A 26402-nucleotide genomic window follows, 5' to 3' on the forward strand; every position below is an offset into this window, starting at 1 on the left:
CCAGGCCGGGGTTTTTGCATTTTGGGGTAAAGTTTCATGACGACCAACGACACGAAAGCGAAGAAGACCTGGCGTCCGGCGACGGAACTGGTTCACGGCGGAACCTCCCGGTCTCAATACGGCGAGACGTCCGAAGCGCTTTTTCTGACGCAGGGCTTCATCTATGCGGGCGCCGAAGCGGCGGAAGCCCGGTTCAACGGCGAGGATCCGGGCTTCGTCTATTCCCGTTACGCCAATCCGACGACGGCCATGTTCGAGGACCGGATCAAGGCGCTGGAAGGCGCGGAAGCCGCACGGGCGACCGCCAGCGGCATGGCCGCGGTCAATCTGGCGCTCATGGCTTCGGTCAAGGCGGGCGATCACGTGGTGGCCGCCAAGGCCCTGTTCGGCTCCTGCCGTTATATCGTCGAAACGCTGCTGCCGCGTTACGGCGTGGAATCGACCCTGGTCGACGGCACCGATCTGGATCAGTGGAAGGCGGCGGTGAAACCGAATACGGCGGCCCTGTTCCTGGAAAGCCCGACCAATCCGACGCTGGAGGTGATCGATATCGCGGCCGTCGCCGAGATCGCTCATTCCGTCGGCGCGCGGCTGATCGTCGACAACGTCTTTGCGACCCCGATGTTTCAGTCGCCACTCGCCCTGGGCGCGGATGTGGTCGTCTATTCGGCGACCAAGCACATCGACGGCCAGGGACGCTGTCTTGGCGGCGTCGTGCTGTCCGATCAGGAATGGATCGCCGACGAGGTGATGCCTTTCGTCAAGCATACCGGGCCGCACATGAGCCCGTTCAACGCCTGGGTGCTGCTGAAGGGGCTGGAAACCTTGCCGCTTCGGGTCGAGCGGCAAACCGCCACCGCTGGCCGGATCGCCGACTTCCTTGCCGGGCAGTCCGCGGTTTCACGGCTGATCTATCCCGGCCGGGACGATCACCCGCAGGCGGAAGTCGCAAAGCGGCAGATGCGCGGCGGCTCGACCATGCTTGCTTTCGAGATCGACGGCGGCAAGGAGGCGGCTTTCCGTTTCACCAACGCGCTGGAGATCGTGAAGATTTCCAACAATCTCGGTGACGCGAAAAGCCTGATCACCCATCCGGCGACCACGACCCACCAATCGATCGGCGAGGAGGCGCGGGCGGAACTCGACATCTCCGATGGCCTGCTCCGGCTGTCCATCGGCCTGGAGGATCCGGAAGACCTTCTGGAAGACATCCAGGGCGCGCTGGACGCGATCAAATAGTCGGTATCCGCCTGAGCGTCCGGACCCCGATCAGGACCCGGGCGCAGGCGGAGACGATGCAGACGGCGGCGAAGGCCCAGGCGAGAATTGGGAAGCCTGCGGGCCACAGGCACATGAGGATAAAGAGGGCGATGGTTTCCGCGCCCTCTGCCAGCCCTCCCAGATAGTAGAGCGATTTCGATCCCTGCCGGTCGGTTTCGAGCCCGTGCTTTTCCGCCATGATGGCGAAGGCCAGGAACGACGCGCCATTGGCGTAGAAGCTCAGGAGCAGGGCCGCGGCGGCTAGTGCGTTCTTTGACGGATCGAGGACCGCGAAGGCAAAGGGCACCGCGCCGTAGAAAAAGAAGTCGAGGGTGATGTCGAGATAGCCGCCGAGGTCTGTCTTGCCGTTGACCCGGGCGACCGCGCCATCCAGCCCGTCGGCGAGCCGGTTCAGGAGCACGAACAAGAGGCCTGCAAGCGGAGCACCAAGGGCGATCAGCACGGCGGCCGCCATGCCGAAGACGAAACCCGACACCGTAACCGCGTTGGCACTGATCCCCGTCCGGGCGAGGCGCTTGGCTGCCGCATTCAGCGGCGGATCGATCAGGGGGCGCAGACGGCTATCGAACATGGCTCTCTCATTCCAGGACCGGCTTTCTTTTAATCTCATTGCGTAATATCGAGACTTTGAACACCCGATCCCTTTCACGGATGCGTCATCGGCCCTATAAGCGCATGAAGGGCAGGGAGACAAACTGCACGAGACGACTGGAGTTTTGGAATGTATCGCGCGGTCACCAACCGAATTGAGGTTTCCGTCGAGCCTTATTATCTCGATGACGAATCCAATCCGGAGGAAAACGAGTATATCTGGGCCTATGCGGTGGAAATCCGCAACGATGGCGACGAGCCGGTTCAGCTCAAGACCCGGTACTGGAAAATTATGGATGCGCTCGGCCGCGTGGAGGAAGTGCGCGGCGCGGGTGTCGTCGGCGAACAGCCGGTGATCAGCCCGGGCGAAACCTTCGAATATTCCTCCGGATGCCCGCTTTCGACCGATTCCGGCTTCATGCAGGGCAGCTACGGCATGGAGCGCCAGGATGGGACGACCTTCGACGTGACCATCCCCGCCTTCTCGCTTGATCTTCCGGATGCGATCCGGAGTATGAATTGATCGCTTAGACCGTCCGGTGCCGCGCGATCGCGCCCCGTTCGATGGCGGCCACCGTCAGCTTGTCGAGGTTGAAGCGGTCGCGTAGCAGCTGAAGGATGCGCAGTTCTTCCTTGGAAACACCGAGATCGGCCGCGGCGACTTCGACCGCCAGCGCATAGGCGGTGTCGAACAGATGGACCGGCAAGGTGTCGGCCACCAGGCGCAGCACGTCAGTCAGGCCGTCTTCAGCCTGCAGTCTCTCGCCGCAACGCTGGGCCGCCGGCAGCACGTTCGCCGCATCATAATCACGGAACACGGGAAGGGTCTTGGCGACCTCGCCGATGGTTGCCAATTCGCTGTCGGTCATGCTGGCGTCGGACGCCGATGTAATCACCATGACGTAAATCAGAGCTTCCTGAATGCTGATTGTGTCGCTCATTTAAACTATTGCCTTGTCGCCAGCTTGAGGTTTTGCGTTTGGTAACCGCTCCTGCACCGCACTTCAAGTCACACGCGGTCGACAATCGAGTGACCGGGAGCCACCTGTTCTCCAGCCTTAACGAGTGCATTCGGCCGTTCGTCGGCGGCTAAAAGACACTTGACCAGTGCGTCGGCTATGCTCTACGCGTCTGTCGCCGCGGTTTGCGGGCTTTTGCTGATGCCACGCAGCTCGGAATTCTCCACCTCAACAGAACTGATAAACACATTATGACCGACCAATCCCTGCCACCGCTTGACCTCTCGCAAGATCTTGTCGAGGCGGCCCGGGTTTCCAAAGCCTGGCCCTTCGAAGAAGCGCGAAAACTGGTCAAACGGATCGAGAAGCGGGATCCGGACCGGCCGGTTCTGTTCGAGACCGGTTACGGCCCCTCGGGCCTGCCCCACATCGGCACCTTCGGCGAGGTCGCCCGCACCACCATGGTGCGCACCGCCTTCCGGCTGATCACCGAGGACAAGATCCCTACCCGGCTGCTCTGCTTCTCCGATGACATGGACGGCATGCGCAAGATCCCGGAAAACGTGCCAGACCGGGCGATGCTGGAGCCGCATCTGCACAAGCCGCTGACCTCCGTGCCGAACCCGTTCGGCGGCGACTACGACAGCTTTGCCGCGCACAACAACGCCATGCTGCGCCGGTTCCTGGACACGTTCGGCTTCGACTACGAATTCGCCAGCGCGACCGAGTATTACAAGTCCGGCAAGTTCGATGAGATCCTGCTAAAGGCCGCCGAGAAGTACCAGGCGATCATGGATGTCATGTTGCCGACGCTCGGCGCCGAGCGCCAGGCGACCTACAGCCCGTTCCTGCCGATCTCGCCGACCTCCGGCCGCGTGCTCTATGTGCCGATGAAGGATGTGGACGCCAAGAACGGCACGATCACCTTCGCCGACGAAGACGGCACCGATATCACCCTGCCGGTCACCGGCGGCAAGGTGAAGCTGCAGTGGAAGCCGGACTTCGGCGCGCGCTGGGCGGCCCTCGACGTCGACTTCGAAATGTTCGGCAAGGACCACGGTCCGAACATGACCGTCTACGACCGTATCTGTCAGGTGCTCGGCGGCCAGCCGCCGGAGCACTATGTTTACGAACTGTTCCTGGACGAGAACGGTGAGAAGATCTCCAAGTCCAAGGGCAACGGTCTGACCATCGACGAATGGCTGACCTATGCGCCGACGGAGAGCCTGTCGCTCTACATGTTCCAGAAGCCGCGCACGGCGAAGAAGCTCTACTTCGACGTGATCCCGAAGGCGGTCGACGAGTATTACACCTTCGCCCAGAAGTACCCGTCGATGCCGATCGAACAGCAGCTCGGTAACCCGGCCTGGCATATTCATTCCGGCAAGGTGCCGACGATCGACCTGCCGGTGCCGTTCTCCATGCTGCTCAACCTGGTCTCGGCCTCCAACGCCGAGAACAAGGACGTGCTGTGGGCCTTCATCTCCCGCTACGCCCCGGGTGTGACGCCGGAAAATCACCCCGAGCTGGATGCGCTGGTCGGCTACGCGATCCGCTACTTCGACGATTTCGTCAAACCGACCAAGTCGTTCCGCACTCCGGACGATGTCGAGCGGGTGGCCTTGGAACAACTGGACGCGCAACTGGCAGCCCTTCCCGCCGATGCGGATGGCGCGGTGATCCAGGACGCGGCCCTCGATGTGGCCCGTGCCATCGAGCGCTATCAGGATCACAACAAGAAGAGCCCGGACGGCGGCCCCGGCGTGTCGGTGGCCTGGTTCCAGGCACTCTATCAGGTCCTGCTCGGCCAGGAACGCGGTCCGCGTTTCGGATCGTTCGTCGCCCTTTACGGCATCGACGAAACACGGGTGCTGATCGAAAAGGCGTTGAAGGGCGAACTGACGGCGTAAGCCAAGTCCGTAGACTGCTTACAATGGCAAAAGCCGCGCGGTTCGCGCGGCTTTTCGCGTTCCGGGTATCCGTCAGCCGTTTGGCGGCAGCGTCTCCCGCAGATCAAGGGCAGGCAACGGCGAGTCCTGGGGGCTGACCAGGATATTGTTGCCGTCATCCGGCAATGCGTCGGGCAGGCCGGAGGAAAGTTCAGGCAGGGAGAGGTCGGTAACCGGTTCCGGCAGATCCTTCAGCCACTCCGCTTGCCACTTGCCCCGCTTGTTCTTTTTCGCCTCCGCCGCGAGCTCCAGGTAAGTCTCCGGCGCATCTTCCGCCGGATCCGCCCAGCCGTAGCGCACCAGCCATTCGCCGATGTCGGTCTTGCGCCGGATGCAGGTGGCGGCGATCTGACGTGGACCGAGATCTGTAGTCTTTTGGCAGACGATGGTGAACATGCGGATCAGGCCGCGTAGCGCGGTTCGGGCGCGGGCGCCGCAGGGCCAGGTGCCGCCCACGCGGGAAACGCAGGTTTCGTCGGGCTCCAGGGCCTTGATATGGGCTATGTGCACAAGGAGCCCGTCAATCCCGAGGGTGCCGGCATCGATCACCTTGGGCCGCCGCAGCTCGAATTCGCCGTCGGGCACCGGTTCCGCCGGCGGATTGATCAGGTCGAGCAAGCGTTGCGATGGTTTGACACGGGTCAGCGTCCCGGTGACTTCTGGCGGGCTGATCCCTGCAGGAGAGACATCGCGGATATCGCTCGGTAACGGCGGTGGCGATTCGGTGGCTTGGTTTGTCGGTGTCGTTTGCGGAGCAACCGTATCGCGGCTGGGGGAAGGAGAGGCAGCTTGAGGCCTGGCGTTCGCAGAGGCGCTCTTTTGAAGAGGCGGCGGCGCCGGTGGATCGGCCAGAAGCAGCCAGGCGAGCAGGCTCGCCCCGGCACCTAGGACAAGGACCGGTGTCAGGACCGGGCGGAGCTTTTTAGGCAATCCCAATCCGGTCTCCGTTGGCTTGTTCATTGCGGGTATTAGTGCGACAGGAATATACCTTTTCATGATTATGTTCAGGGTGGAAATCCCTGTCAAAGCGGACAATACCATTACCCACGCTTGTTCTGCCGCGCGCCAGGCGATAGGGTCCGCGCCGCCCGGGTCCGGTGGCTGTGCCGGGCGCCCCATACCGACTTCCAGGACGAGATCCGCATGCGATTGATTTTCAAGATTGTGCCCCATGACCTTTGGCAGGAAGCCGAGCGGCTCGGTGTCTTCAAGGGCGCGCCGGTGGATCTGGCCGACGGCTACATTCATTTCTCCACCGTGGATCAGGCGCGCGAAACGGCGGCGAAACATTTTGCCGGTCAGGACGGCCTGTTGCTTGCGGCCTTCGATGCGGACGGACTCGGCACGGACCTGAAATGGGAACCGTCACGGGGAGGGGACCTGTTCCCGCATCTTTATGCCGAATTGCCGGTATCGCTTGCCGTCTGGGTTAGGCCGCTGCCGCTTGGGCCCAATGGCGCACATGTCTTTCCGGACCTCGGACAATGACCGTGTCTCCGTTTGAAAAACTGGCGCTCACCGGGCTGCACCTTCTGGATGCGGAAACCGCCCATGGCCTGACCATCAAGGCGCTGAAGACGGGCTTCATGCCGAAGTGTCCGGTCGCCGCCGATCCGCGCCTGGAAGTAAAGCTCTGGGACCTGCGTTTTCCCAATCCGGTGGGCATGGCGGCGGGCTTCGACAAGAACGGCGAGGTTCCGGACGCGCTGTTGAAACTTGGCTTCGGCTTCACCGAGGTCGGCTCCGTCACGCCGAGGCCCCAGCCGGGAAATCCGAAGCCGCGCGTGTTCCGCCTGCCTGCCGACCAAGGCGTGATCAACCGATACGGCTTCAACAACGAGGGCCATGAGGCGCTGCGCTGGCGCCTGGACGGGCGCAGGCGCCAGACCGGGATCGTCGGCGTCAATGTCGGCGCCAACAAGGATGCCACGGACCGTGTCGCCGACTATGTGACGGGCATTCACGCCTTCGCCGATCTCGCCTCCTATTTCACCGTCAACGTGTCCTCGCCGAACACCCCGGGCCTGCGCGACCTGCAGGCACGCGAAGCCCTTGCCGAGCTTCTGACCGGCGTCATTACGGCACGGGATGAACGCACCCGGGTCGTCGGCCGCCATGTGCCGGTGCTGTTGAAGATCGCACCGGACGTGGACGAGGCCACGCTGGAGGACATCATCGAGGAAGTGCAGGCCAAATGCGTCGATGGGCTGATCGTGTCCAACACGACCATTACGCGCGACGGCCTGACCGACACGGTGACCGCCAAGGAAACCGGCGGACTGTCCGGCCGGCCCCTGTTCCGCAAGTCCACCATTGCCCTTGCCAAGGCGCGCCGGCTGGCCGGTCCGGATCTGCCGATCATCGGTGTCGGCGGCATCGACAGCGCGGAAAGCGCCTGGACGAAAATCACCGCGGGCGCCGATCTCGTGCAGCTCTATTCGTCGCTGACCTATCACGGCATCGGTCTTGTCGCAGAGATCCTGACAGGCCTGTCGGAGAGACTCGACCGGCATGGGCTCAAAAGCATCTCCGAAGCCCGTGACGCCAATCTGGATGCCTGGGCCGGTCTGGATCTCTGACCCTTTACTGTTCAGGCCGGCTGGAATGTCTCGTTGGCGCGGTGCCGACACATGACGGCCAGGCTGATGCCACGTGCGCCTAAGAAGATCTCAAGGGACAGCCACAGGCCGTGGTTTCCCATCAGCGGGAACAGGGTGTAGTAGGCCGCGATATAGATCGCGAGCGACAGAAGCATCATGTTGCGCATGTCGCGCGACCAGGTTGCCCCGATGAAAACCCCGTCCATCTGAAAGGCAAGCACGGCGAAAAGAGGCGTCAGCGCTGCCCAGTACAGATAGGTCCTCCCGGTTTCCCTGACGCCGGGTGAGACGGTCATGAGGTCGATCAGGAAGGGACCGGCGGCGAAATAAATTAGGGCGAGACCAAGGGCGAGGGTGAAGCTCCACAGGACCGTGAGCTTCACCGCCCGGTCGAAGGCCGGCCGGTATCTGGCTCCGACCGCCCGGCCCGCCAGTTGCTCGACCGCCGTTGCCAGCCCGTCGAGGAAATAGGAGCCAACCAGAAAGAGTTTTTCCAGGATCGCGTTTGCGGCGAGGACGACATCGCCCTGATCGGCGGACCGGGCCGTGAAGAAGGCAAAGGCGAACAGAAGGCTGAACGAGCGGATCATGATATCGCGGTTGATGGCCATCATGCGCAGGATCAGCCGGCGGTCGAAGATGACGGCCCGGGCGGGCCAGACGCTTCCCCGGACCGCACGCAGTACCAGAAGAAACCCGGCCAGACAGGTGGCCGCCTCGCTCAGAACGGTTGCTGCGGCAACACCCTCGATACTCCAGCCGAGGCCCATGACGAACCAGAGGCTCAGGGCGATGTTGAGGCCGTTCAGGAACAGCTGCAGGAAAAGGCCGGTGCCGGCGCGGCTCAGTCCTAAAAACCAGCCAAGAATTGCGTAATTGGCGAGCAGAAACGGGGCGCTGTACACCCGGATCTCGAAATATCTGCGTGTGGCCGACTGCACATCCGCGCTGCCGCCCATGAAGGTCAGGCCGATTTCCAGAAACGGCATCTGCAGGAGAATAACGGCGAGCCCGGCGACGGCCGCGATGACCAGGGCACGCAAAAACGTCGCCTTGATCTCGACCTGGTCGTCGGCGCCATAGGCCTGGGCCGTCAGCCCCGTGGTGCCTGAGCGCAGGAAATTGAAGGTGGTGAACACGAGGTCGAAGATCACCCCGCCGATGGCGATCCCACCCACCAAAGCCGCATCCCCGAGCCTGCCGATCACCGCCGTGTCCACGACACCCAGAAGCGGTGTCGACAGGAACGCCAGCGTCATTGGCACCGCGATCGCAAGGACACTGCGATGGGTCACGTCAAACGCTTTTTCAGGCCTGATATCGGAAGACTGGGTGGTCATGGAAAGTCCGGAAGGTGATGGTGCACTCTTCGGCATTTGCCTTGTGCCGTCAAGCGGACATGGCAGCCTCGGGGTTCCGCGGGGGCGCAGAGGATTGCCACATGCTGTCCGCGCGTAAATCACCGGTGGTTCCAGGGCTTTTCGGGCTGTAGTCTGCCAATATGACGCTGCCGATCGTACATCATCCCGACTACTGCGCCGACCTGCCGACAAACCACCGGTTTCCCATGGACAAGTTCCGCGCGGTGGCGGAACGGATTGTTGCCGAAGGGCTGTTATCCGGCGGAAAATTCGTCAGGCCGCGGCCCGCGCCGGCCGAATGGGTCGCACTGGCCCATGACCGGCGCTATGTCGATCAGGTGTTCGGCGCCCGTGTTCCGGCTGAAATCGCCCGGGAAATCGGTTTTCCGATGAACGAGGGGATTGCGCGGCGCGCCCGGTGCGCGACCGGCGGCACCGTTCTGACCGGCTATCTCGCCCTCGAACACGGCTTGGCCTGCAACACCGCGGGCGGCAGCCATCATGCCAGGCTGGCCCATGGCGCCGGTTTCTGCGTCTTCAACGACGTGGCGGTCGCTATCCGGGTGATGCAGGCCGATGGCGCAATCGAAAAAGCGCTGGTCGTTGATCTGGACGTGCACCAGGGCGACGGCACTGCCGATATCTTTACCGGAGATGCCAGCGTCTTCACCTTCTCCATGCACAGCGAGAAGAATTATCCGGTGAGGAAAGTCCCCTCAGGTCTGGATGTCGCCTTGCCGGACGGCACGGGCGATGAAGCTTATCTGGAAAGCCTGATGGAGGCGCTTCCCAGGGCAATCGACCGTGCGCAAGCGGATATTGTTTTTTTCAATGCCGGCGTCGATCCGTTTCTCGGCGACAGGCTCGGCCGCCTCGGACTGAGCAGGGACGGCCTGATCCGGCGCGACAGGTATGTCCTTGAAACCCTGCGTGCCGTGGGATTGCCGGTCGCTGGCGTCCTGGGCGGCGGCTATTCCGATGACATTGATGAACTGGCCGACAGGCACGTCACCCTGCACCGCGAAGCCTTGCGTCTGAGCGAGGCCAGCCGTCCGGTCGAGACGGCTGAAGCGGTTATCGACCGACCGACTTGAGCAGCCTTACGACCAGCCAGATGGGCACGACGATCACTGCGCCGACCGCGAAGTAGCGCAGGAGGTTTTCGATCGCGGCAAATCCCATGTTCCACAGTCGCTGGACGAATTGCACGGCGTAGTCGAAGATCTGCAGCGGATTGAGATCGAGCGCGGACAAAATGACGCCGACTACGAACGACAGGAACAGGAGCCGGAGGATCACCTGACCGGGAGAACCGCCCATGAATTTGGTGAGGCTGCTGTCGGACATTTTCGTTCCTGTCATTAGAGCGGGGTAGGGATTCGGTCAGATAACTTTTGATCTGACGTGATTTTTAATACTTAAGTCGGGCGAGGGATAACCGCAATGCCTCGGGAAATTTCATCAGTATTTGCAGGAAAAAGTCGAAAGAATGTCATTTGTATTTATACCATTTGTGACACTTCAATGACATTTGGCATATTTGGGTAAATATGAAACCAGTTCTGCCAATTACCCGCATGGATTTTTGAGGTATTCACCAAGCTGCGTCGTAGCGGAAACGCGGTTTTGTACCTCCCATGAAACCTCGGATCAGGCAGACGCGGTTCAGCCATCGCGCTGGAAGACGAATCGTGACGAGGCACCTGACTACGCACATGGCCCCATCTGGCTGCGGCAGTTTTGGTTACGGTTTGAAAGCGGCGGTAAAAAAAAGACAAGGCTGATCCGGTCCGGTAAACCTATGAGCTTCGGTGCCGCATGTGGCGGATGCGGGTGCCGATATGGCCGAGAGGTTGTCGATAAGACAGTCCTGGGCCGCGCAGCAAAGGCCGGATAATTACAGACGGGTCCCGTACACGGCGTACGGGACCCGTTTTTCATGTCATGGGGCTTGCTCTAGCGGTTGCGGCGATATTGGCTCGGCGAAAGGCCGAACCAGGTTTTGACCGCTCGGGAAAAGGAACTCAGTTCGGAAAAGCCCAGGAGAAAGGCGATTTCCTGCAGAGTCAGGTTCGTCTCGCGCAGATATCCGGATGCCAGCGTCCGGCGAATCGTATCGGTCAATTCCCGGAAGGAGGTTCCTTCCGTTTCCAGGTGACGCTGCAGGCTGCGCTGGGACATGCCTAGGCTTTTGGCAACCGTTCCAAGCTTGCAGTCGCCGGACTTGAAATGTTCGTTGACGGCCGCTTTGATCCGGTTAATCGGATCATGAAGCGACAGGATCTTCTCGACCTCGGCCATGGCGGTTGCCTCGACCAGTCCGTAGAGGTTTTCCTCGTTTTTCGGGGGAATGGCAGCGAGATACCGGTAGGGGATCAGGATCCTGTCCCGAGCCTGTGAGAATAAAAGACGGTTGCCGTATCTTTCCTGGAAACGGGATGTGCATCTGGGAGGCGGAACGGTTAGCTCGATCGTCAGGTGCAAATCCGGATCCTGAACGATGTGCTCAATGCGGCTCGATGCCCAGGCGATTTTGGCGAACATGTTCTGGGTCCGCGTGCCGAGCCGGTCCGGAATGTCCCACGTGAGGATGCCGAAACCCGTCTCCTCGGTGAATATCATGTGATAACAGTTGGTGCGCAGCGCAATGAACCGCTGCCAGTTTTGCAGGGCGGCACGGAGCGAAGGCGCGCAAAGGGCGACGTAATCGAAGGTTGGAATGGCGCCGTGCGGCAGATCGGAATAGTAGTCCAGCATGGCGGCATCGTCGCCGATGAGTTCCGCCGCATACTCGAAAACTTCGAGCATGAGTGACATCTCCACTTTCCGGCCTTTCAGATCCGAGGCATGTCTCGGCAGCGGGAACCGCTGGACAAGGCCTTTCCAACTCTTCCCCTTCGAGACCAGGAGCGGCTCCAGATAGCCAATCTGTTCGGCCTGTCCCCATTCTTCGGACTGCAGTTTTCTGGCAGCCAAGCCGTCATTCCTCCCTTCAGGTCCTGCTACCGATGAAACATCGGGCACACCAGTGTAAGCGGCGAAAGCTTGATTAATATAGTTCGATTCATTGGTATTTTTAACTAATTGACCGACCTCTCGCCGCCCTCTCGAATTTTCCTCGGAGGAACGCCGTACCAGGTTTTCACGGCTCGGGAGAACGTGCTCAACTCCGAAAAACCGAGAAGAAAGGCGATCTCCTTGAACGGCAGGTTGGTGCTTTGCAGGTAGCGCTCTGCGGCCGTCTTTCGAATGTTTTCGGTCAGTTTGCGGAACGTGGTTCCTTCCTGTTCCAGGACACGCTGGACGGAGCGTTGGGACATGCCGAGATTCTGGGCGACCTGCGCCAGGTTGCAGGTGCCGTTCTTCAGGGTGTCCGCGATCTCGTTCGCAACCCGGGACATCGGTGAATTCCGGTTTTGGAACAGACCCAGTTCCCGAAACGCGGACGTCTGGATGATCGTATAAAGATTGTCCTCATTCTGCGGCAGGCGTTTCGACAGCAGGTACGCGGGAATTGAAATGCTGTTGCGAAGGCGGTTGAATTGGATCTTCCTGCCGTAGCGCTCCAGAAAGTCCGAAGGATCTTTTGGTTCCGGGGCCGCCAGTTCGATGTCGATCGGCGGATGGTCGGTTTCAAGTACGATTTCGAAACGTCTGGCCGCCCAGCCAACACGGGCGTACATACTCTGATACCAGATGCCGCGCCCTTCCAGAATCGGCCACTCGAGCGTGCCGAAGAGCTCATCCTCATTGATACTGGAGTTCATAGGCGTTGGTGCGCATCGGCATGAAGCGCTTTCCAGGCCTTGCAGGCGTCCCTGAGCGTCGGAGCGCAAATGAAAAGATAATCGAATACGGAAAAGGCGCCGACATCCATCGTGTTGAAAATGTCGAACATGACGGCATCACTGCCAAGTTCCCGCGCCACATGCTCGAACACGTCGAACCATGTGGTTATCGGTACGGTACCTTCCGGATCGTCAATGACCGGCAGGATCGAATTTGTGAATCTCGGCAATTACCTTCCAATCCAGCTCGGCGGCCGGGGAATAGTACTTCAGGGCCCTGAATGCATCGGAACGCATCCATTCGGATTTGGCTGGCATGGAAATCCCCCTCTGCGGAGGTGCACGGAGGCGCGTGCGATTGCAGAATGTACCTCTTCTGGCGCGTTTTGTCTAATTTACGGGTCATTCGGCCAAGTTTTGCAGCCCGGAGACTACGAACACGCCAACTTCGAAGAATGGAAGTGATCGGTCCGCTGTGGAATGAGGTGGATTGTTTGGATTTGGATAATGGTTTCAGACGGTTGCCGCAGTTTGCAAAAGAAGTTGCAAAATATGGAAAAGTTACGTATTATCCCGTACAAAGACTGTTTGATGGAATCAGCTGAGGAAATGGAAATGAAATCAGCTGGTTAACTCATTCAGATCGTGCGGGAACGGTTCGACAGACCCTTTCCTGAACGTCGGAAGGCATTATTCAATACCGGCATGTGGCCCCATCACAAAATAAGCCGGACAGGTGCCTTCCAGAGCTGGTCGATTAGGCGAGGATCCGTTCAGGAAAATTCCGATCACGAACCTGATGGCTAGCCGTCGCCCTGTTCGCGGATAGCGCGCGGCGGCTGGCCAAACCATCTCTTGACGGCTCTGGAAAATGCGCTGGTTTCCGAAAACCCGAGCAGATAGGCGATTTCCTTCATCGGCAGATTCGTGCGGGTGAGATAGTGCGCGGCCATGGAACTGCGGGCATCTTCCAGAACGTGCCGGAAACATGTTCCCTGCCGCCCAAGCGCTCTTTGCAGAGCCTTCTGGGTCAGCCCCATGGTGGATGCCACGTTTCCCATCGAAAAGTCCCCGGACCTCAAGCAATGTGTCGACGGCCGCGTTTAATTCCGGGAGTGGGGACACCTCCCGCAATCGGTCCTGCATATCCCGTTCGGCGGCGTTTACAATGATCTTCAAAAGACCGGAATCGGCCTTGGGAGGTGGGCTGTCCAGAAGGGAGGCTGGTATGAGGAATGCGGTTGGCCGTCCGGCCGAAATGAGCCCGTCCGGCGTATTTTTCCAGGAACCTGCAGCTTTGTTTCGGTGCCGGTGCCGCGAATTCCAAGCGGATTTGTTCCACAACTGTATCCAGAACCAACTCGATACGCCCGGCAATCCAGGCAACAAACCCGTATGTTGCTTGAAAAGAGGTGCCGTTGCCGTTGGGCAGTTGGCACTGCAGCACCCCACAATCGTTTGTCTTCTGAATACTGCAACACGACTGAATTGCTGTGCAGGGGATAGAAACGCTGCCAGTTTCTCAACCCGTCCGCGAAGGGTAGGTGCGAGCAGGCCGACATAATCGAAGGTAAAGGCATAGCCTTGCGGAAGCATGCTGAATTCATTCAGTATCGCGGCATCAATCTCCGATCGCCCAGGCGACGTCCTCAAAGAGACAGATCACGTCGTGCACATTCAACTTGCGGTCCTGGTCTTCCAGGTCGCCGGGGACAAGGCCGTATGCCGCCTTCATGCGAACCCAGTCCGAGCCCTCTGGATCTGGCGATCCTGGCTAATACCGTAAGCGGTCTGGCGACGATCCATTCCGACGCCTCGATCTTGCCAACGGAGGCTTCCGGAAAAATGGCCGGCGCCAACTGGTTGGGCTTGACGGTTTCAGACAAGGAAAGGCCTTCGGGTTCAACTAAGGTATATATGTAAAATCACGTAGAGCTATGACGTAGCGCAAGAGCCCTCGGTGTCAAGCATTGTTGGAGGTAGGGAACGGGAAATTGGAAGAAACGGAAAAATATACTGTCTAAATTACTAAGGAGTTGGCGATATATTGCATGTGGTTAGAGGGTGTACCTGTTGAAAACTGGACCTTCTGACCTTAATGCTGGCGGAGCAGGGAAGCGCGCGCCGACGGTAGCTCATGCACCCGTTGCCGGACGGATTTCGGCGAGACGCCGTACCAGCTCTTAACCGCGCGGGAAAAGGTGCTGATCTCCGAGAAACCCAAAAGGAACGCGATTTCCTTCATCGGCAGTTCCGTGTTGACCAGATACTTTTCCGCCATTGAGCGTCGGACATCCGTCAGCAGGTTTCTGTAGGTCGTTCCCTGGTCACCAAGTGTCCTTTGAAGACTGCGGCGCGACATGCCGAGCTCTCGGGCCACGGCCTCGGCCGTACAGTCGCCGGACTTCAGTATGGTGCACATTGCTTCAACGATCTTGTTGAGCGGCGAAGCCTCCGTGCTGTGTTCCTTGATGATCCTTTCGACATGCTGCTCGATGATTTGCAGCAAAACAGGATCCGCGGTCGGAGGACGAAGGTCCAGCAGCGCCACCGGCACGATGACACCGTGATCAGGTTGACTGAACTTTACCCGGTGTCCGTATTTTTGCAGCACACGGGAGCGGGAAGCCGGTGCCGGCGACGAGACGTGGATCGTCACATCCTCATAGGCACCGTCCAGGAGCATTTCGGTTCGTCTGATGGCCCAGCCGAGAAAGGCCAGGGAAAACTGGGTGTAGTCGCGGTAAAGGCTGGGAATGGTCCATTCCAGCTTCGCGGCTTCCGAGGTTTCCGAATAGATCGTCCTGGCGCAATTGCTCCGCAGAAGTGTGACCCGGGCCCAGTTCTTCAGTCCGTTCCTCACGGTCTCGGCACAAAGTCCGACATAGTCGTACCCTTCAGTGAATCCGACGGGTGTTTCGTAGAAGTGATCGAGGATTTGGGCATCGTCGCCGAGGGCCCCTGCGACCTGACCAAACAGATTGAGCGCAGTCGCCATGTCGACCGTTCTGTCCGGGTCGTCAATTCCCGATGCGTCGATGTCGTAGGATTTCAGGATGGCCGCCCAATCCAGCCCTCGCGCCTTGGCCAGCACGCCCAGACGGGCAATCGGGCTTCCCTGGACCCACGCACTGTTTGCCGGCTGAAACATGATCCTCTCGATCGGGGCCGCGTATCGAACGTAACGTTAGTGTATTAATGCACACGGCAGCACAGACGAGGGAAATTATTTTCGCCGGAGTGAATTTTCCAGAGAAAATTCCCCCGGCTTTCGGAAGCGGTTTCCTTTCAACTGGAGGGAAAGGAATGATTTCCCACCCCTCCAGTCGATTGCTTGTCAGGCCGCTTGAGCGGCCTTTGCCGGTTCTTTCGGCGGGAATTTTCCATAAAAGGTTTCGTTGGTCTTCGCCATCTCACGCAGCAGCCGGTTCGGCTTGAAACGCGGCCCCCATTTCCGGGTGAACTGCTGGCAAAGCTTGACGAAGGCGGGCCGTTCCCATCGTGTCGATGTAGGACAGCGTGCCGCCGGAATAAGGCGCGAAGCCGAAGCCGAGGATCGAACCCACATCCGCCTCGCGGACATCGGTCAGGCATTTTTCCTCGAAGATGCGCGCGGTCTCCAGGGCCTGCATCACCAGGAGCCGTTGCTTCAGTTCCTCGATGTCGAACTGCTCGGCCGGCTTCGGCGTGCCGACAACCTCCGGAATTCCCGGCCAGAGCTGTTTGTCCCGGCCCTGGTAGTCGTAGAAGCCCTTGCCGTTCTTGCGGCCGAAGCGTTCGCGCTTGACCACCATGTCTCCCAGAATGGTGTCCAGCGGGCTCTCGACATATTTGTCACCGAGATCCTTTCGGGTTGCGGAAACGATCTTCCAGGCAAGATCCAGCGCGACCTCGTCACCGAGCGATAGCGGGCCGACCGGCATGCCGGCCATCCGTCCGGCGTTTTCGATCATGGCGGCCGGAACGCCGTCGGCCAGCATCATCAGGCCTTCGCGGATATAGGTCATCACCACGCGGGACGTATAGAAACCGCGGCTGTCGTTGACCACGATCGGCGTCTTCTTGATGGCCTTGATGTAGTCGAGCGCCATGGCGAGCGCCCGGTCGGACGTCTTCTTGCCCAGGATCACTTCCACCAGCATCATCTTGTCGACCGGCGAGAAGAAGTGAATGCCGATGAAGTTCTTCGGGCGCTTGGAGGCCTGGGCGAGCGAGGTGATCGGCAGGGTCGAGGTGTTGGAAGCGAAAATCGCGGCGGTCTTCATCACCGCTTCCGCCTTTTCCGTCACCTCCCGCTTGATCTCCCGGTCCTCGAAGACCGCTTCGATCACCAGATCGCATTCGGCAAGTTCGTCATAATCGGCCGTGGCCAGGATTTTCGACAGCAGCTTTTCCTTCTGCTCCTGCGTCGCCCGGCCGCGCTGGATCGCCTTGGTCATCAGCGCATCCGAATGGGCCTTGCCCTTGTCCGCGCTTTCCTGGTCCCGATCGATCAGCACGACATCGATGCCTGCCTGGGCGGTGACATAGGCAATGCCGGCGCCCATGAAGCCGGCGCCGAGAATACCGATCTTCTTGATCTTGTTCGGCTGTTCGCCTTCAGGCCGGCGCGCGCCCTTGTTCAGTTCCTGCATGGAGACGAACAGGGAGCGGATCATGTTGGCCGCTTCCGGCGTCTGCAGCACCTTGGCGAAGTAGCGGCTTTCTACCTGCAGCGCGAGATCCATCGGCAGCTGCAGACCCTCCACCACCGAGTGCAGCAGATAGCGCGGGCCGGGATAGTTGTCGTAGGTTTCGCGCCGGTAGATCGCGTTGGCCGCCGGCCAGAATTGGAAACCCTGCGGTGAGTAAATCGGACCGTTAGGCAGCTTGAAGCCCTTTTTGTCCCAGGGCTTGACCGGATCGACACCGTCCTTGAGCAGCTTTTTCGCTGCTTCCACCAGCTCTCCGGCCGGGGCCGCGCCGTCAACGAGCTTCATGGCGAGCGCTTGCTTGGTCCGGAGCGTCTTGCCCTGAAGCAGGAACTGCATCCCCTGCTGGCCGTCGGTCATGCGCATGACGCGCTGGGTACCGCCAGCACCGGGGAAGAGTCCGACCTTGACCTCGGGCAGTCCCATCTTGAAGTCGTCGTCATCGGCAACGACCCGGGCGTGACAGGCGAGCGCCAACTCCGTTCCGCCGCCCATGCAGGTTCCGGCAACCGCGGCGACGAACGGCTTGCCGCAGGTTTCCAGCTTCCGGTAGATCAGCGACAGGCGGCGCGAGCCCTCGAACAGGACCTTTGCCGCGCCTTCCGGGTCGGCCCGACGTTTGGCGTGGAAGTCCTGCAGCAGACTTTCCAGCATGGTCAGGTCGGCACCGCCGGTGAAGGTGGACTTGCCCGACGTGATGACGGCGCCCTTGATTGCCTCGGTGCCGGCGATCTCGTCGACCAGCGCATCGAGTTCGTCCATGACCGTCATGTCGATCACGTTCATCGAGCGGCCGGCCATGTCCCAGGTGATCAGCGCAATACCGTCAGTGTCCGTTTCCAGTGTGAAATTGGTGTAGGTCATGCGTTCATGCCTCCCTTCGCCTCAGTAGGGCGTTCCATCTTTGTGCAGCAGCCGCTTCGACTGGTTGATCCGTTCGAATTGCAGGTCGGCATCCGTGTAGCGGACGATCTCGGCGGCGGCGCGCGTGCCGATCTCCAGATAGACGAGGTCCCGATCGGTTTTGTTGAGCAGACGGTGTCCGACGCCGGCGCCCGCCTTGAAGCCGGCCGCTTCTCCCGCCTTGAGGATTTCGGCGCTGTCGCCTTCCTCCAGGACGGCCTCGCCCTCAACGATGAAGACGAACTCGTCCTCGTTTTCATGCCAGTGTTTCAGGGCAGAACCTGCGCCGGGTTTCAGCCGGGTCAGGTTGACCCCGAACTGGGTCAGGCCTGCCGCGTCACCGAGCGCCTGTTTCTCCCGGCCTTCGGTCGCACTCGCATAAGGTTCGGGATAGATGGTTCTCGAGAGGGCCGGAACGGATCCGATATCGATCTTGGGCATCTTGTCTCCTCACACACGTTCGATGATCGTTGCCGTTCCCATGCCTGCGCCGATGCACAGGGTGACGAGAGCGGTGTTCAGATCGCGCCGTTCCAGTTCGTCGAGCACCGTGCCGAGGATCATGGCGCCGGTGGCCCCCAGCGGGTGGCCCATGGCGATGGCGCCGCCATTGACGTTGACGATCTCCGGATCGAGGTCGAAGGCCTGCTGGTAGCGCAGAACGACGGAGGCGAAGGCCTCGTTGATCTCGAACAGATCGATGTCCTTCAGCGTCATCTTCGTATTGCGCAGGAGCTTTTCCGTCACATCCACCGGTCCGGTCAGCATGATGGCCGGTTCCGAGCCGATGTTGGTGAAGGCCCGGATCCGCGCGCGCGGCTTCAGGTTTGCAGATTTGCCGGCCCTTTTGGAGCCGATCAGAACGGCCGCCGCGCCATCGACGATGCCGGAGGAATTGCCCGCATGGTGGACATGGGTGATCTTCTCCACTTCCGGATGGGCCTGGATGCCAACCGCGTCGAAGCCGCCCATGCTGCCCATCAGTTCAAAGGAGGGATTGAGCGATGCGAGCGACTGCATGTCGGTTTCAGGCCGCATGTGCTCGTCCCGGTCGAGGATGGTGATCCCGTTGATGTCCTTCACCGGAACCACGGACTTGGCGAACCGGCCTTCCTTCCAGGACTTGGCCGCCCGCTTCTGGCTTTCGACCGCATAGGCATCGCAGTCGTCGCGGGAAAAGCCGTATTTGGTGGCGATCAGGTCGGCGGATACGCCCTGTGGCACGAAGTATCCGGGCAGGGCCACTTGCGGTTCGACCACCCAGGCACCGCCGGAGGCGCCGATCCCCACGCGGCTCATGCTTTCCACGCCGCCGGCGATCACAAGCTGATGCTGGCCGGCCATGACCTGTGCCGAGGCCGTATTGACCGCATCGAGGCCCGAGGCGCAGAACCGGTTGATCTGCATGCCGGGCACCGTTTTGTCGTAACCGGCGGCAAAGACCGCCGCGCGGGCGATATCGCCGCCCGCTTCTCCGATCGGATCGACGCAGCCGAGGATGACATCGTCCAGTTTTCGGGTATCCAGGCCGTTGCGGTCACGCATCGCCTCGAGCGCGGTCGCCGCAAGGCGTACACTCGGGACCTCGTGCAGGGCGCCGTCCTTCTTGCCGCGCCCGCGCGGCGTGCGAACGTGATCGTAAATATAGGCTTCCGCCATGGTTTCCTCCTGAAATGGTTCGGTCGCAGCCTATGCAGGCAGCGGATGCCCGGGCATCAGGTCGTAGGGGGCTTTCCAGCCGGGCAGGGCGCTGATGTTCCCCAGCCAGCGGTTGATGTTCTTGAACGGCGTGAAGTCGACGCCGATCTCGTCAGGCCAGTAGAGATAAGAGCACAGCGACAGGTCGGCGATGGTCGGCTTGGTGCCGACGACGAAATCGCGGCCGTTCAGATGGTGCTCCAGAACCTTGTAGGCACCGATCGCCCGGCCTTCGAGCCACTTCACCACCTCGGTTTCACCGGTCTTGGCGAAGACCCTGAGAAACCGGAGCGTCGCGGTGTAGCTGGTCACCTTGTGGTTATCGAACAGGATCCAGCGCAGGACCTCGCGCCGCTCCGTATCGTCCGCCCAGCCGAAGGTGCCGAGTTTTTCGACCAGATAATCCAGGATCACGCCGGACTGGGTCAGTTTCAGTCTTTCGTGCTCCAGGACCGGGATCTCGCCCATTTCGTTATAGCTTTCCCGGAACTCCGGTGCCCGCGATCCGCCATTGAAAAAGTCGTTCCACTTCGGCTCCCAGTCGGCGCCGGACAGTTCCAGCATCAGGGCTGCCTTGTAGGCGTTGCCGGATTGGGCGAAGCAATGCAGTACGTATTCGGCCATGGAAAACTCTCGGGTTAGAGGCTGCGGGCGATCAGCACCTTCATGATTTCATTCGTCCCGGCGTAGATGCGCTGCACGCGGGCATCCGCGTAGAGCCGGGCGATCGGATATTCATTCATGTAACCGTATCCGCCATGAAGCTGGAGGCACTCGTCCATCACTTTGCATTGAAGATCGGTTGTCCAGTACTTGGCCATGGAGGCGGTGACGCTGTCGAGCTTGCCTTCGATGTGGCGCTGAATGCAATCGTTGACGAACACCCGCCCGATGGTGGCTTCAGTCTTGACCTCCGCCAGCTTGAACTGGGTGTTCTGGAAGTCCAGGATGGATTTGCCGAAGGCCTTGCGCTCCTTCACGTAATCGATCGTGACCGCGAGCGCCCGTTCGATCGCCGCCATCGCCTGACAGGCGACCAGCAGCCGCTCCTGCGGCAGTTGCTCCATCAGCTGGTAGAAGCCCCGGCCTTCCTCCGCCCCGATCAGCGCGTCGGCGGGAACGCGTACGTCCTCGAAAAAGAGCTCCGACGTGTCGTTGCCCTTGAGCCCCAGCTTGTCCAGGTTGCGGCCGCGCTTGAAGCCCTCGACCTGGTCGGTCTCAACCACGAACAGGGAGATGCCCTTGGCCCCTTGTGCGGGATCGGTCTTGGCGACGACGATGATCAGGTTGGCAAGCTGGCCGTTGGTGATGAAGGTCTTGCTGCCGTTGATGACGTAATGATTGCCGTCCTTTTTCGCCGTCGTCTTCACGCCCTGAAGGTCCGACCCGGCACCCGGTTCGGTCATGGCAATGGCGCCAACGAGGTCGCCCGAGACGAGACCGGGCAGCCAGCGCTTCTTCTGGTCTTCCGAGCCGTAGTGCAGGATATAAGGTGCGACGATCGCCGAGTGCAGCGCGATGCCGAAATGATCGAAACCATCGACCCCCAGGCGGTGGATGATCGCAGCCTCATGGGCGAATGTGCCGCCCGGGCCGCCATAGGCCTCGGGGATGGCCGGGCACAGGAAGCCGCCGTCTCCGGTCTTCTTCCATGCTTCCCGGCTGACGCTGCCCGCGGCAACGAAGTCCTCGTAGTCCGGCGCGATTTCCTGTTCCAGAAAGCGTGCGAACGCTTCGTCCAGAAGATTGATTTCCTCATCCTGATAGGACGGTGCCGGAACGTCCAGAACACCCATATATGCTTCTCCCAAAATTCTCGTTTTTCTTTTTCACGGGCAACCTTCTCCTCCTGCCCGCGATTGAAACTAGAAGGCCTCCGCCGGAAGCGCCATCATCGTGTCGGCGCCGGTCGAAATCCGGGCGAGATGCGCCGCCGTCTCCGGCATCAGCCTCTCCATGAAGAACGTCCCGAAGGTCAGTTTGGCTCTAAGCCAGTCTTCCTTGGGGTCTGAGCCTTCCTTGAGCTTCTCCTGAACCGTCTTCGCGATCCTGGCCCACATGTAGCCAAGCGCCATGAGGCCGAAGAGATGCATGTAGTCGGTCGACCCGGCGCCGGCGTTGTCGGGTTTGGTCAAGGCGTTGTTCATGAACCACATGGTCGCCTTCTGCAGGTCTTCCAGGCCGGCTTTCAGTGGACCGGTAAAGGCGGCAAGCTCCGCATTTTCTCCGTTCTCCTGCAGGAAGGTGCCGACCTCGTTGAAGAAAGCCATCACCGCGCGGCCGCCGTTGGCGGGCAGCTTGCGGCCGACCAGATCGAGCGCCTGGATGCCGTTCGCGCCTTCGTAGATCATGGCGATGCGGGCATCGCGCACGAACTGTTCCATGCCCCATTCGGCGATATAGCCGTGACCGCCGAACATCTGCTGGGCATTGACCGCGTTGGCAAAACCCGTGTCGGTCAGAACGCCCTTCAGCACCGGCGTCATCAGGCCCATCATGTCGTCGGCGGACTGCCGGGCCTTCTCGTCTTCGGACCGATGGGAAATGTCGCCGTTGAGCGCGGTCCACAACACCAGCGCGCGGGCGGCTTCGTTGAAGGAGCGGATCCCCATCAGCACCCGGCGCACGTCCGGATGAACGATGATCGGATCGGCGGCCTTGTCCGGATCCTTGGGTCCCGACAGGGCGCGGCCCTGCAGGCGCTCCTTGGTATAGGTGACGGCATTCTGGTAGGCGACTTCCGATTGGGCCAGGCCCTGGACCGCCACACCGAGGCGCGCTTCGTTCATCATGGTGAACATGGCGCGCAGACCCTTGTTTTCCTCGCCCGCGAGCCAGCCGGTCGCCTCGTCGTAGTTCATGACGCAAGTGGCATTGCCATGAATGCCCATCTTGTGTTCCAGCGCGCCGCAGGAAACGCCATTGGCCGCTCCCGGTGTTCTGTCTTCGCCGATCAGCTTCTTCGGCACCACGAACAGGGAAATCCCCTTGGTGCCTTCCGGCGCGCCTTCGATGCGGGCGAGCACCAGATGGATGATGTTTTCCGACAAATCATGATCGCCGGCCGAAATGAAGATCTTGGTGCCGGTAATCCGGTAGCTGCCGTCCGCCTGGGGAACAGCCTTGGTCCGGATCAGGCCAAGATCCGTGCCGCAATGGGGCTCGGTCAGGTTCATGGTACCGGTCCAGGTCCCGGCGATCATGTTGGGAAGATATTTCGCTTTCTGCTCTTCGGTGCCATGCAGGGTAAGGGCGGCGATGGCGCCGGCCGTCAGGCCGGGGTACATGGCAAAGGCCATGTTGGCGGAGGACAGGTACTCGTTCATGATCACCGCGAGCGTATGCGGCAGGCCCTGTCCGCCAAAATCGGCGGAGGCCGAAAGGCTGCCCCAGCCGGCTTCGCAAAAGGCCGAATATGCGTCCTTGAACCCGCCCGGGGTCGTAATGATACCGTCGTCGGCTCGTTTGCAGCCTTCCAGATCGCCCGTGCGGTTCAGCGGCTGAAGGATGTCCTCGCAGAATTTCGCGCCTTCCCGCAGGATTGCTTCGACCAGATCCGGCGTGGCGTCTTCAAACCCGGGAAGGTTGCTGTGACGTTCGAAGCCGAGGACGTCATTGAGCAGGAAGAGCGTGTCATCGACGGGGGCACTGTAACTCGGCATGTAATCCTCCCTGAGCATCTCCGCAGATTTGCCGCATTACGTTTGCGTAAACGTAAACCTTGCGAGACAGATACGCGGTTATGGATGGCTAAACAAGCGCTGTCCCAACGGCAACCTGTTCTCTTTTTTTGAATAATAGAACAGGAACTGCTGCCGGAAATGGAAAACCGGAGATTTCTCCCCGGTTTCAATTTGGTGAAAGGATCGGCGGGGCGCATTGCCCTTTGCTAGGGCAGGGCGACGTAGCCGACCCGGTAGAGTTGGGTATCTTCGGAACCGCGCTCTGGTGGTGACTGCCAAAGGCAGAACCGCAAGGTATTCCAGCTCGTCGGATCGAAAGCGGTCAGGCAGGCTATGGCGTCATTGTCCTTGAGCGCGTTTCGTGCGCCCTCGGCCGACCGGGCGCGCAAGGCCTGCAGGTCGCAGTCAGGGGCAATCGGCCGGATCTCCCGGCTGGCATAGCGCGCCTGGGAGAGGTCCCTGTCCAGTTCCGCATGCCAGCCGATCCAGGTCTCTACGCTCGGCCGGCCGAAATCCCGCGACACGGCTTCGAAACCGGGTCCGGTCAGAAACTGATCGGCCCCTTCCGGCGCGTCCCAGAGATAGAACGGAGCATAGAGATTGTCTTGGGCTCCGATGTCGCCGTCCTTGCGGTCGGCGAAGAGGTAAGCCTTGAAACGCAGGTGGGGAAACCCGTTGAGCAAATGACCCTTGTCGCGGATACGCCGGGTGATGATCTCCATGTCATAGTCGGCCGGCAGCACAAAGCTGTATTGCATCGCCATCATTGTCCGGCCTCCGGAACGATCATCATTTCGAGTGGACAGGCATCGTTCATTTCAAATTCAGCGCTCATGGGTTCCTCTCCGGATAACGCGGTCGTCGATTGACACGAACACCCTAGAGCAGCAGTATTATCCGGAAAATCAGGAAATAATTGACATTTAATCCTGAAAATATGGATGGTTGAATGCGCGTCACCAATCTCGACATGGATGCCCTGCGCAGCTTCGTCACCGGCATGGAGCTGGGGTCGTTCGCGCGCGCGGCCGACCGTCTCGGCCGCTCCACTTCTGCGATAAGCGCGCAACTCAAGAAGCTCGAGGAGCAGGCCGGCGTGTCCCTCGTGCGTAAGTCGGGGAGGGGGCTGGTGCCAACGGCAAGTGGCGAACAGCTTCTGTCTTATGGACGCCGGATCCTGGATCTGAACGACGAAGCGGTTGCTGCGGTAAAAGGCGTGGATCTGGATGGCTGGGTGCGTCTGGGGCTGCAGGAGGACTTCGGTGACGCCCTGCTGCCGCAAGTACTGGGACGGTTTGCCCGCTCCCATCCCAGGGTCAGCATCGAAGGACGCATCGCCCGCAACAGCGAGTTGATCGAAAGGGTGACGTCGGGCGATCTCGATCTGGCCATTGCCTGGGACGGCGGAGAGACGGTGCCCTTTGCCCGGCGCATTGCCGAGGTGCCCCTGTGCTGGCTGGGGGCGGCGGACCTGGATGCGGACTGGCGCACGGATCGCGACGGGCCCGTCGCATTGGCCGCCCTCGATGCACCGTGCCTGTTCAGGTCGGTCGCCTGCGACCGGCCTGGACCGGCAGGGGCAGGTCATGGGCGTATGGCGTTTCGTGAGCCCGGGTCTTGCCGGTCTTGGCGCCGCTGTTTCCCGCTGGGCTCGGGATCTCCGTGCGCACACCGGTTGGCCTGCCGAAGGGGACCAGAATTCTGGCGCCGTGCCGCGCACAATCTCCCCCGAGTTGCCGTCACTCGGGTTGATGCTTCACCGCGGCGGAAAGACCTTGAGCCCGACCGCGGAATATCTGGCATCGGTGTTGTGCGAAACCCTGGCAGACATTCTGCCGGACGGCTGCCAGCTCGCGGCGTAAAAACGGGAAGGGGGAGGCTTATTCCTCGCCTTCGGCTTCCTTCTGCTTCAGCATGCCGGAGACGATTTCGACCGTCCGCGACAGTTTCCTCGATCGCCTGTTCGATGTCCTTGCGCTGAACTTCCAGAATGGCGATCTGCTCGTTGAAACGCGAAAGCGCGACACGCAGTTGCGTCACCCTGGCCGTCACGCAGGTCGTAGAGATCGAGCATGTCGCGGATTTCGGTCAGCGAGAAACCAACCCGCTTGCCCATCAGGACCAGCTTCAGCCGCGCCCGGTCGCGCCGGTTGTAGATCCGGTTCATGCCGTCGCGTTTCGGATTAAGCAGGCCCTTGTCCTCGTAAAACCGCAAGGTGCGTAGGGTGGTGCCGAATTCCTTGGCGAGGTCGCCGATTGTGAATTGGGTCTTCTTGGTGCTTTCGTCTCGTGCAGCGACGACATCGACCAGTTCATTGTCGCTCAGGATGGAGAGGGCTTCGCTCATCGGGTATTCGCCTGTGTTCATGTTGTTTCTTATTGCGGCCTGACCGGCCGTATTGATCGCGTAATGTCTGAGAATGATCGCTTCGGAAGCCGCGCAGGGCCGGTCTCGCTCCGCGATGTGGCTGAAAGGCGGCTGCTTCCGTTACGGTTATGTTTAGCTTACGCACACGTAACCGTCCAGTGGGCAGGCCGATAACCGTTTGGTTACGTTAACGGCCGAACTCACGTGAGGTCAGGCTTTTACTGCATTTTGCGGAGGGGGACTGTGACAGTTTTCGCATTTGGCTATTCTGATTAACGCCCTGTTTACCCTGACAGGACAAAGATTCACCAATTGCTGCAATGCCTCTTGTACCTTGTTTCGGCGCAACGCAGCGCGTCTTTTTCAGCGGTCAGAAGACCGTCAGTTCAGGGTCAAGACATGCCGGGTTGGAAAAACCGCGATGCAGGACGCCGCGGGCATGAACGTTTCGAAACACAGGATCGGCGCGGGCGACCGCTAGACGATGACTTCGAAGGTTCCGCCTCGAGACGATCCCGCCGTGCGGAGCT

At 60.5% G+C, this 26402-nt stretch carries 22 protein-coding genes and 3 pseudogenes; 7 read left to right on the top strand and 18 right to left on the bottom strand.

Going from position 1 to position 26402, the window contains the following annotated elements:
* Positions 1 to 36 precede the first annotated feature (36 nt).
* Complete coding sequence (locus ABIN98_RS07595) at positions 37 to 1239, top strand: O-succinylhomoserine sulfhydrylase (protein WP_346908847.1); 1203 nt, start codon at positions 37 to 39, stop codon at positions 1237 to 1239.
* Here the strand turns inward: ABIN98_RS07595 and ABIN98_RS07600 are convergent.
* Complete coding sequence (locus ABIN98_RS07600) at positions 1232 to 1852, bottom strand: CDP-alcohol phosphatidyltransferase family protein (RefSeq protein WP_346908849.1); 621 nt, start codon at positions 1850 to 1852, stop codon at positions 1232 to 1234. The two genes, ABIN98_RS07595 and ABIN98_RS07600, sit on opposite strands and share 8 nt — an antisense overlap.
* Before the next feature lie 150 nt (positions 1853 to 2002).
* On the opposite strand from ABIN98_RS07600, the gene apaG reads away from it, so the two are divergent.
* The gene (gene apaG / locus ABIN98_RS07605) at positions 2003 to 2395 is read left to right on the top strand and encodes a Co2+/Mg2+ efflux protein ApaG (RefSeq protein WP_346908850.1); all 393 of its coding nucleotides are present in this window, start codon (positions 2003 to 2005) and stop codon (positions 2393 to 2395) included.
* A gap of 4 nt (positions 2396 to 2399) precedes the next feature.
* On the opposite strand, the gene ABIN98_RS07610 is transcribed toward apaG, so the two are convergent.
* On the bottom strand, positions 2400 to 2813 hold the full coding sequence (locus tag ABIN98_RS07610; protein ID WP_346908852.1) for a tellurite resistance TerB family protein: 414 nt from the start codon (positions 2811 to 2813) through the stop codon (positions 2400 to 2402).
* A 269-nt stretch (positions 2814 to 3082) separates the two neighbouring features.
* On the opposite strand from ABIN98_RS07610, the gene ABIN98_RS07615 reads away from it, so the two are divergent.
* Positions 3083 to 4741, top strand: a complete 1659-nt coding sequence (locus ABIN98_RS07615; RefSeq protein ID WP_346908854.1) for a lysine--tRNA ligase — start codon at positions 3083 to 3085, stop codon at positions 4739 to 4741.
* Between the two features lie 72 nt (positions 4742 to 4813).
* Here ABIN98_RS07615 and ABIN98_RS07620 read toward each other — a convergent pair whose 3' ends face one another.
* On the bottom strand, positions 4814 to 5716 hold the full coding sequence (locus ABIN98_RS07620) for a hypothetical protein (protein ID WP_346908856.1): 903 nt from the start codon (positions 5714 to 5716) through the stop codon (positions 4814 to 4816).
* A 207-nt stretch (positions 5717 to 5923) separates the two neighbouring features.
* Between ABIN98_RS07620 and ABIN98_RS07625 the strand changes: the two genes are divergently transcribed.
* Both ABIN98_RS07625 and ABIN98_RS07630 read left to right on the top strand, forming a co-directional pair.
* Positions 5924 to 6268 carry a DUF952 domain-containing protein gene (locus ABIN98_RS07625; RefSeq protein WP_346908858.1) on the top strand — a complete coding sequence of 115 codons (345 nt, stop codon included), beginning with the start codon at positions 5924 to 5926 and terminating at the stop codon, positions 6266 to 6268.
* On the top strand, positions 6265 to 7359 hold the full coding sequence (locus ABIN98_RS07630) for a quinone-dependent dihydroorotate dehydrogenase (protein ID WP_346908860.1): 1095 nt from the start codon (positions 6265 to 6267) through the stop codon (positions 7357 to 7359). Before ABIN98_RS07625 ends, ABIN98_RS07630 begins: the two co-directional genes overlap by 4 nt.
* An 11-nt stretch (positions 7360 to 7370) precedes the next feature.
* Here ABIN98_RS07630 and ABIN98_RS07635 read toward each other — a convergent pair whose 3' ends face one another.
* Positions 7371 to 8720 (bottom strand): MATE family efflux transporter, encoded by a 1350-nt coding sequence (locus ABIN98_RS07635; protein WP_346908862.1) that lies wholly within the window; start codon positions 8718 to 8720, stop codon positions 7371 to 7373.
* 161 nt (positions 8721 to 8881) lie between these two features.
* Here ABIN98_RS07635 and ABIN98_RS07640 point away from each other — a divergent pair, with 161 nt between their 5' ends.
* Positions 8882 to 9835, top strand: a complete 954-nt coding sequence (locus ABIN98_RS07640; RefSeq protein ID WP_346908864.1) for a histone deacetylase — start codon at positions 8882 to 8884, stop codon at positions 9833 to 9835.
* Here ABIN98_RS07640 and ABIN98_RS07645 read toward each other — a convergent pair.
* The 13 genes and pseudogenes from ABIN98_RS07645 to ABIN98_RS07705 form a co-directional block, all read right to left on the bottom strand.
* Positions 9816 to 10088, bottom strand: coding sequence for a DUF6460 domain-containing protein (locus ABIN98_RS07645; RefSeq protein ID WP_346908866.1), 273 nt, complete (start codon positions 10086 to 10088; stop codon positions 9816 to 9818). The two genes, ABIN98_RS07640 and ABIN98_RS07645, sit on opposite strands and share 20 nt — an antisense overlap.
* 609 nt (positions 10089 to 10697) lie before the next feature.
* Positions 10698 to 11717, bottom strand: coding sequence for a helix-turn-helix domain-containing protein (locus tag ABIN98_RS07650; RefSeq protein WP_346908868.1), 1020 nt, complete (start codon positions 11715 to 11717; stop codon positions 10698 to 10700).
* Between the two features lie 104 nt (positions 11718 to 11821).
* Positions 11822 to 12508, bottom strand: a complete 687-nt coding sequence (locus ABIN98_RS07655; RefSeq protein WP_346908870.1) for a helix-turn-helix transcriptional regulator — start codon at positions 12506 to 12508, stop codon at positions 11822 to 11824.
* On the bottom strand, positions 12505 to 12759 hold the full coding sequence (locus ABIN98_RS07660) for an AraC family transcriptional regulator ligand-binding domain-containing protein (RefSeq protein ID WP_346908872.1): 255 nt from the start codon (positions 12757 to 12759) through the stop codon (positions 12505 to 12507). Before ABIN98_RS07660 ends, ABIN98_RS07655 begins: the two co-directional genes overlap by 4 nt.
* 573 nt (positions 12760 to 13332) lie before the next feature.
* Complete coding sequence (locus tag ABIN98_RS07665; protein WP_346908874.1) at positions 13333 to 13590, bottom strand: helix-turn-helix transcriptional regulator; 258 nt, start codon at positions 13588 to 13590, stop codon at positions 13333 to 13335.
* 1034 nt (positions 13591 to 14624) lie between these two features.
* Positions 14625 to 15680, bottom strand: a complete 1056-nt coding sequence (locus ABIN98_RS07670) for a helix-turn-helix domain-containing protein (protein ID WP_346908876.1) — start codon at positions 15678 to 15680, stop codon at positions 14625 to 14627.
* Positions 15681 to 15866: 186 nt separating this feature from the next.
* Positions 15867 to 18084 (bottom strand): annotated as a pseudogene (locus ABIN98_RS07675) (3-hydroxyacyl-CoA dehydrogenase NAD-binding domain-containing protein).
* 21 nt (positions 18085 to 18105) lie between these two features.
* Positions 18106 to 18564 (bottom strand): cupin domain-containing protein, encoded by a 459-nt coding sequence (locus ABIN98_RS07680; RefSeq protein WP_346908878.1) that lies wholly within the window; start codon positions 18562 to 18564, stop codon positions 18106 to 18108.
* Positions 18565 to 18573: 9 nt separating this feature from the next.
* The gene (locus ABIN98_RS07685; protein ID WP_346908880.1) at positions 18574 to 19782 is read right to left on the bottom strand and encodes an acetyl-CoA C-acetyltransferase; all 1209 of its coding nucleotides are present in this window, start codon (positions 19780 to 19782) and stop codon (positions 18574 to 18576) included.
* A gap of 30 nt (positions 19783 to 19812) precedes the next feature.
* Entirely contained in the window at positions 19813 to 20445 is a 633-nt protein-coding gene (locus ABIN98_RS07690) for a glutathione S-transferase family protein (RefSeq protein WP_346908882.1), read from the bottom strand.
* Between the two features lie 14 nt (positions 20446 to 20459).
* Positions 20460 to 21617, bottom strand: coding sequence for an acyl-CoA dehydrogenase family protein (locus ABIN98_RS07695; protein WP_346908884.1), 1158 nt, complete (start codon positions 21615 to 21617; stop codon positions 20460 to 20462).
* A 69-nt stretch (positions 21618 to 21686) separates the two neighbouring features.
* Complete coding sequence (locus ABIN98_RS07700) at positions 21687 to 23483, bottom strand: acyl-CoA dehydrogenase C-terminal domain-containing protein (protein WP_346908886.1); 1797 nt, start codon at positions 23481 to 23483, stop codon at positions 21687 to 21689.
* A gap of 227 nt (positions 23484 to 23710) precedes the next feature.
* Positions 23711 to 24271: a DUF4865 family protein gene (locus tag ABIN98_RS07705; protein WP_346908888.1), complete on the bottom strand. Its 561-nt coding sequence runs from the start codon at positions 24269 to 24271 to the stop codon at positions 23711 to 23713.
* A gap of 182 nt (positions 24272 to 24453) precedes the next feature.
* Between ABIN98_RS07705 and ABIN98_RS07710 the strand changes: the two are divergent.
* Positions 24454 to 25366, top strand: a pseudogene (locus ABIN98_RS07710) (LysR family transcriptional regulator).
* 18 nt (positions 25367 to 25384) lie between these two features.
* Here ABIN98_RS07710 and ABIN98_RS07715 read toward each other — a convergent pair.
* Positions 25385 to 25851: pseudogene (locus tag ABIN98_RS07715) on the bottom strand (MerR family DNA-binding transcriptional regulator).
* Positions 25852 to 26402: the final 551 nt, after the last annotated feature.

Origin of the sequence: uncultured Roseibium sp. (assembly GCF_963675095.2) — a bacterium.
Classification (GTDB): Bacteria; Pseudomonadota; Alphaproteobacteria; order Rhizobiales; family Stappiaceae; genus Roseibium.

Coding starts and splice junctions, on each gene's coding strand:
- ABIN98_RS07610 (WP_346908852.1), bottom strand. CDS start 2,813: ATGAGCGACACAATCAGCATTCAGGAAGCTCTGATTTACGTCATGGTG.
- apaG (WP_346908850.1), top strand. CDS start 2,003: ATGTATCGCGCGGTCACCAACCGAATTGAGGTTTCCGTCGAGCCTTAT.
- ABIN98_RS07680 (WP_346908878.1), bottom strand. CDS start 18,564: ATGCCCAAGATCGATATCGGATCCGTTCCGGCCCTCTCGAGAACCATC.
- ABIN98_RS07705 (WP_346908888.1), bottom strand. CDS start 24,271: ATGATGGCGATGCAATACAGCTTTGTGCTGCCGGCCGACTATGACATG.
- ABIN98_RS07600 (WP_346908849.1), bottom strand. CDS start 1,852: ATGTTCGATAGCCGTCTGCGCCCCCTGATCGATCCGCCGCTGAATGCG.
- ABIN98_RS07595 (WP_346908847.1), top strand. CDS start 37: ATGACGACCAACGACACGAAAGCGAAGAAGACCTGGCGTCCGGCGACG.
- ABIN98_RS07640 (WP_346908864.1), top strand. CDS start 8,882: ATGACGCTGCCGATCGTACATCATCCCGACTACTGCGCCGACCTGCCG.
- ABIN98_RS07630 (WP_346908860.1), top strand. CDS start 6,265: ATGACCGTGTCTCCGTTTGAAAAACTGGCGCTCACCGGGCTGCACCTT.
- ABIN98_RS07685 (WP_346908880.1), bottom strand. CDS start 19,782: ATGGCGGAAGCCTATATTTACGATCACGTTCGCACGCCGCGCGGGCGC.
- ABIN98_RS07655 (WP_346908870.1), bottom strand. CDS start 12,508: ATGAACTCCAGTATCAATGAGGATGAGCTCTTCGGCACGCTCGAGTGG.
- ABIN98_RS07645 (WP_346908866.1), bottom strand. CDS start 10,088: ATGTCCGACAGCAGCCTCACCAAATTCATGGGCGGTTCTCCCGGTCAG.
- ABIN98_RS07665 (WP_346908874.1), bottom strand. CDS start 13,590: ATGGGAAACGTGGCATCCACCATGGGGCTGACCCAGAAGGCTCTGCAA.
- ABIN98_RS07700 (WP_346908886.1), bottom strand. CDS start 23,483: ATGCCGAGTTACAGTGCCCCCGTCGATGACACGCTCTTCCTGCTCAAT.
- ABIN98_RS07670 (WP_346908876.1), bottom strand. CDS start 15,680: ATGTTTCAGCCGGCAAACAGTGCGTGGGTCCAGGGAAGCCCGATTGCC.
- ABIN98_RS07625 (WP_346908858.1), top strand. CDS start 5,924: ATGCGATTGATTTTCAAGATTGTGCCCCATGACCTTTGGCAGGAAGCC.
- ABIN98_RS07695 (WP_346908884.1), bottom strand. CDS start 21,617: ATGGGTGTTCTGGACGTTCCGGCACCGTCCTATCAGGATGAGGAAATC.
- ABIN98_RS07690 (WP_346908882.1), bottom strand. CDS start 20,445: ATGGCCGAATACGTACTGCATTGCTTCGCCCAATCCGGCAACGCCTAC.
- ABIN98_RS07635 (WP_346908862.1), bottom strand. CDS start 8,720: ATGACCACCCAGTCTTCCGATATCAGGCCTGAAAAAGCGTTTGACGTG.
- ABIN98_RS07615 (WP_346908854.1), top strand. CDS start 3,083: ATGACCGACCAATCCCTGCCACCGCTTGACCTCTCGCAAGATCTTGTC.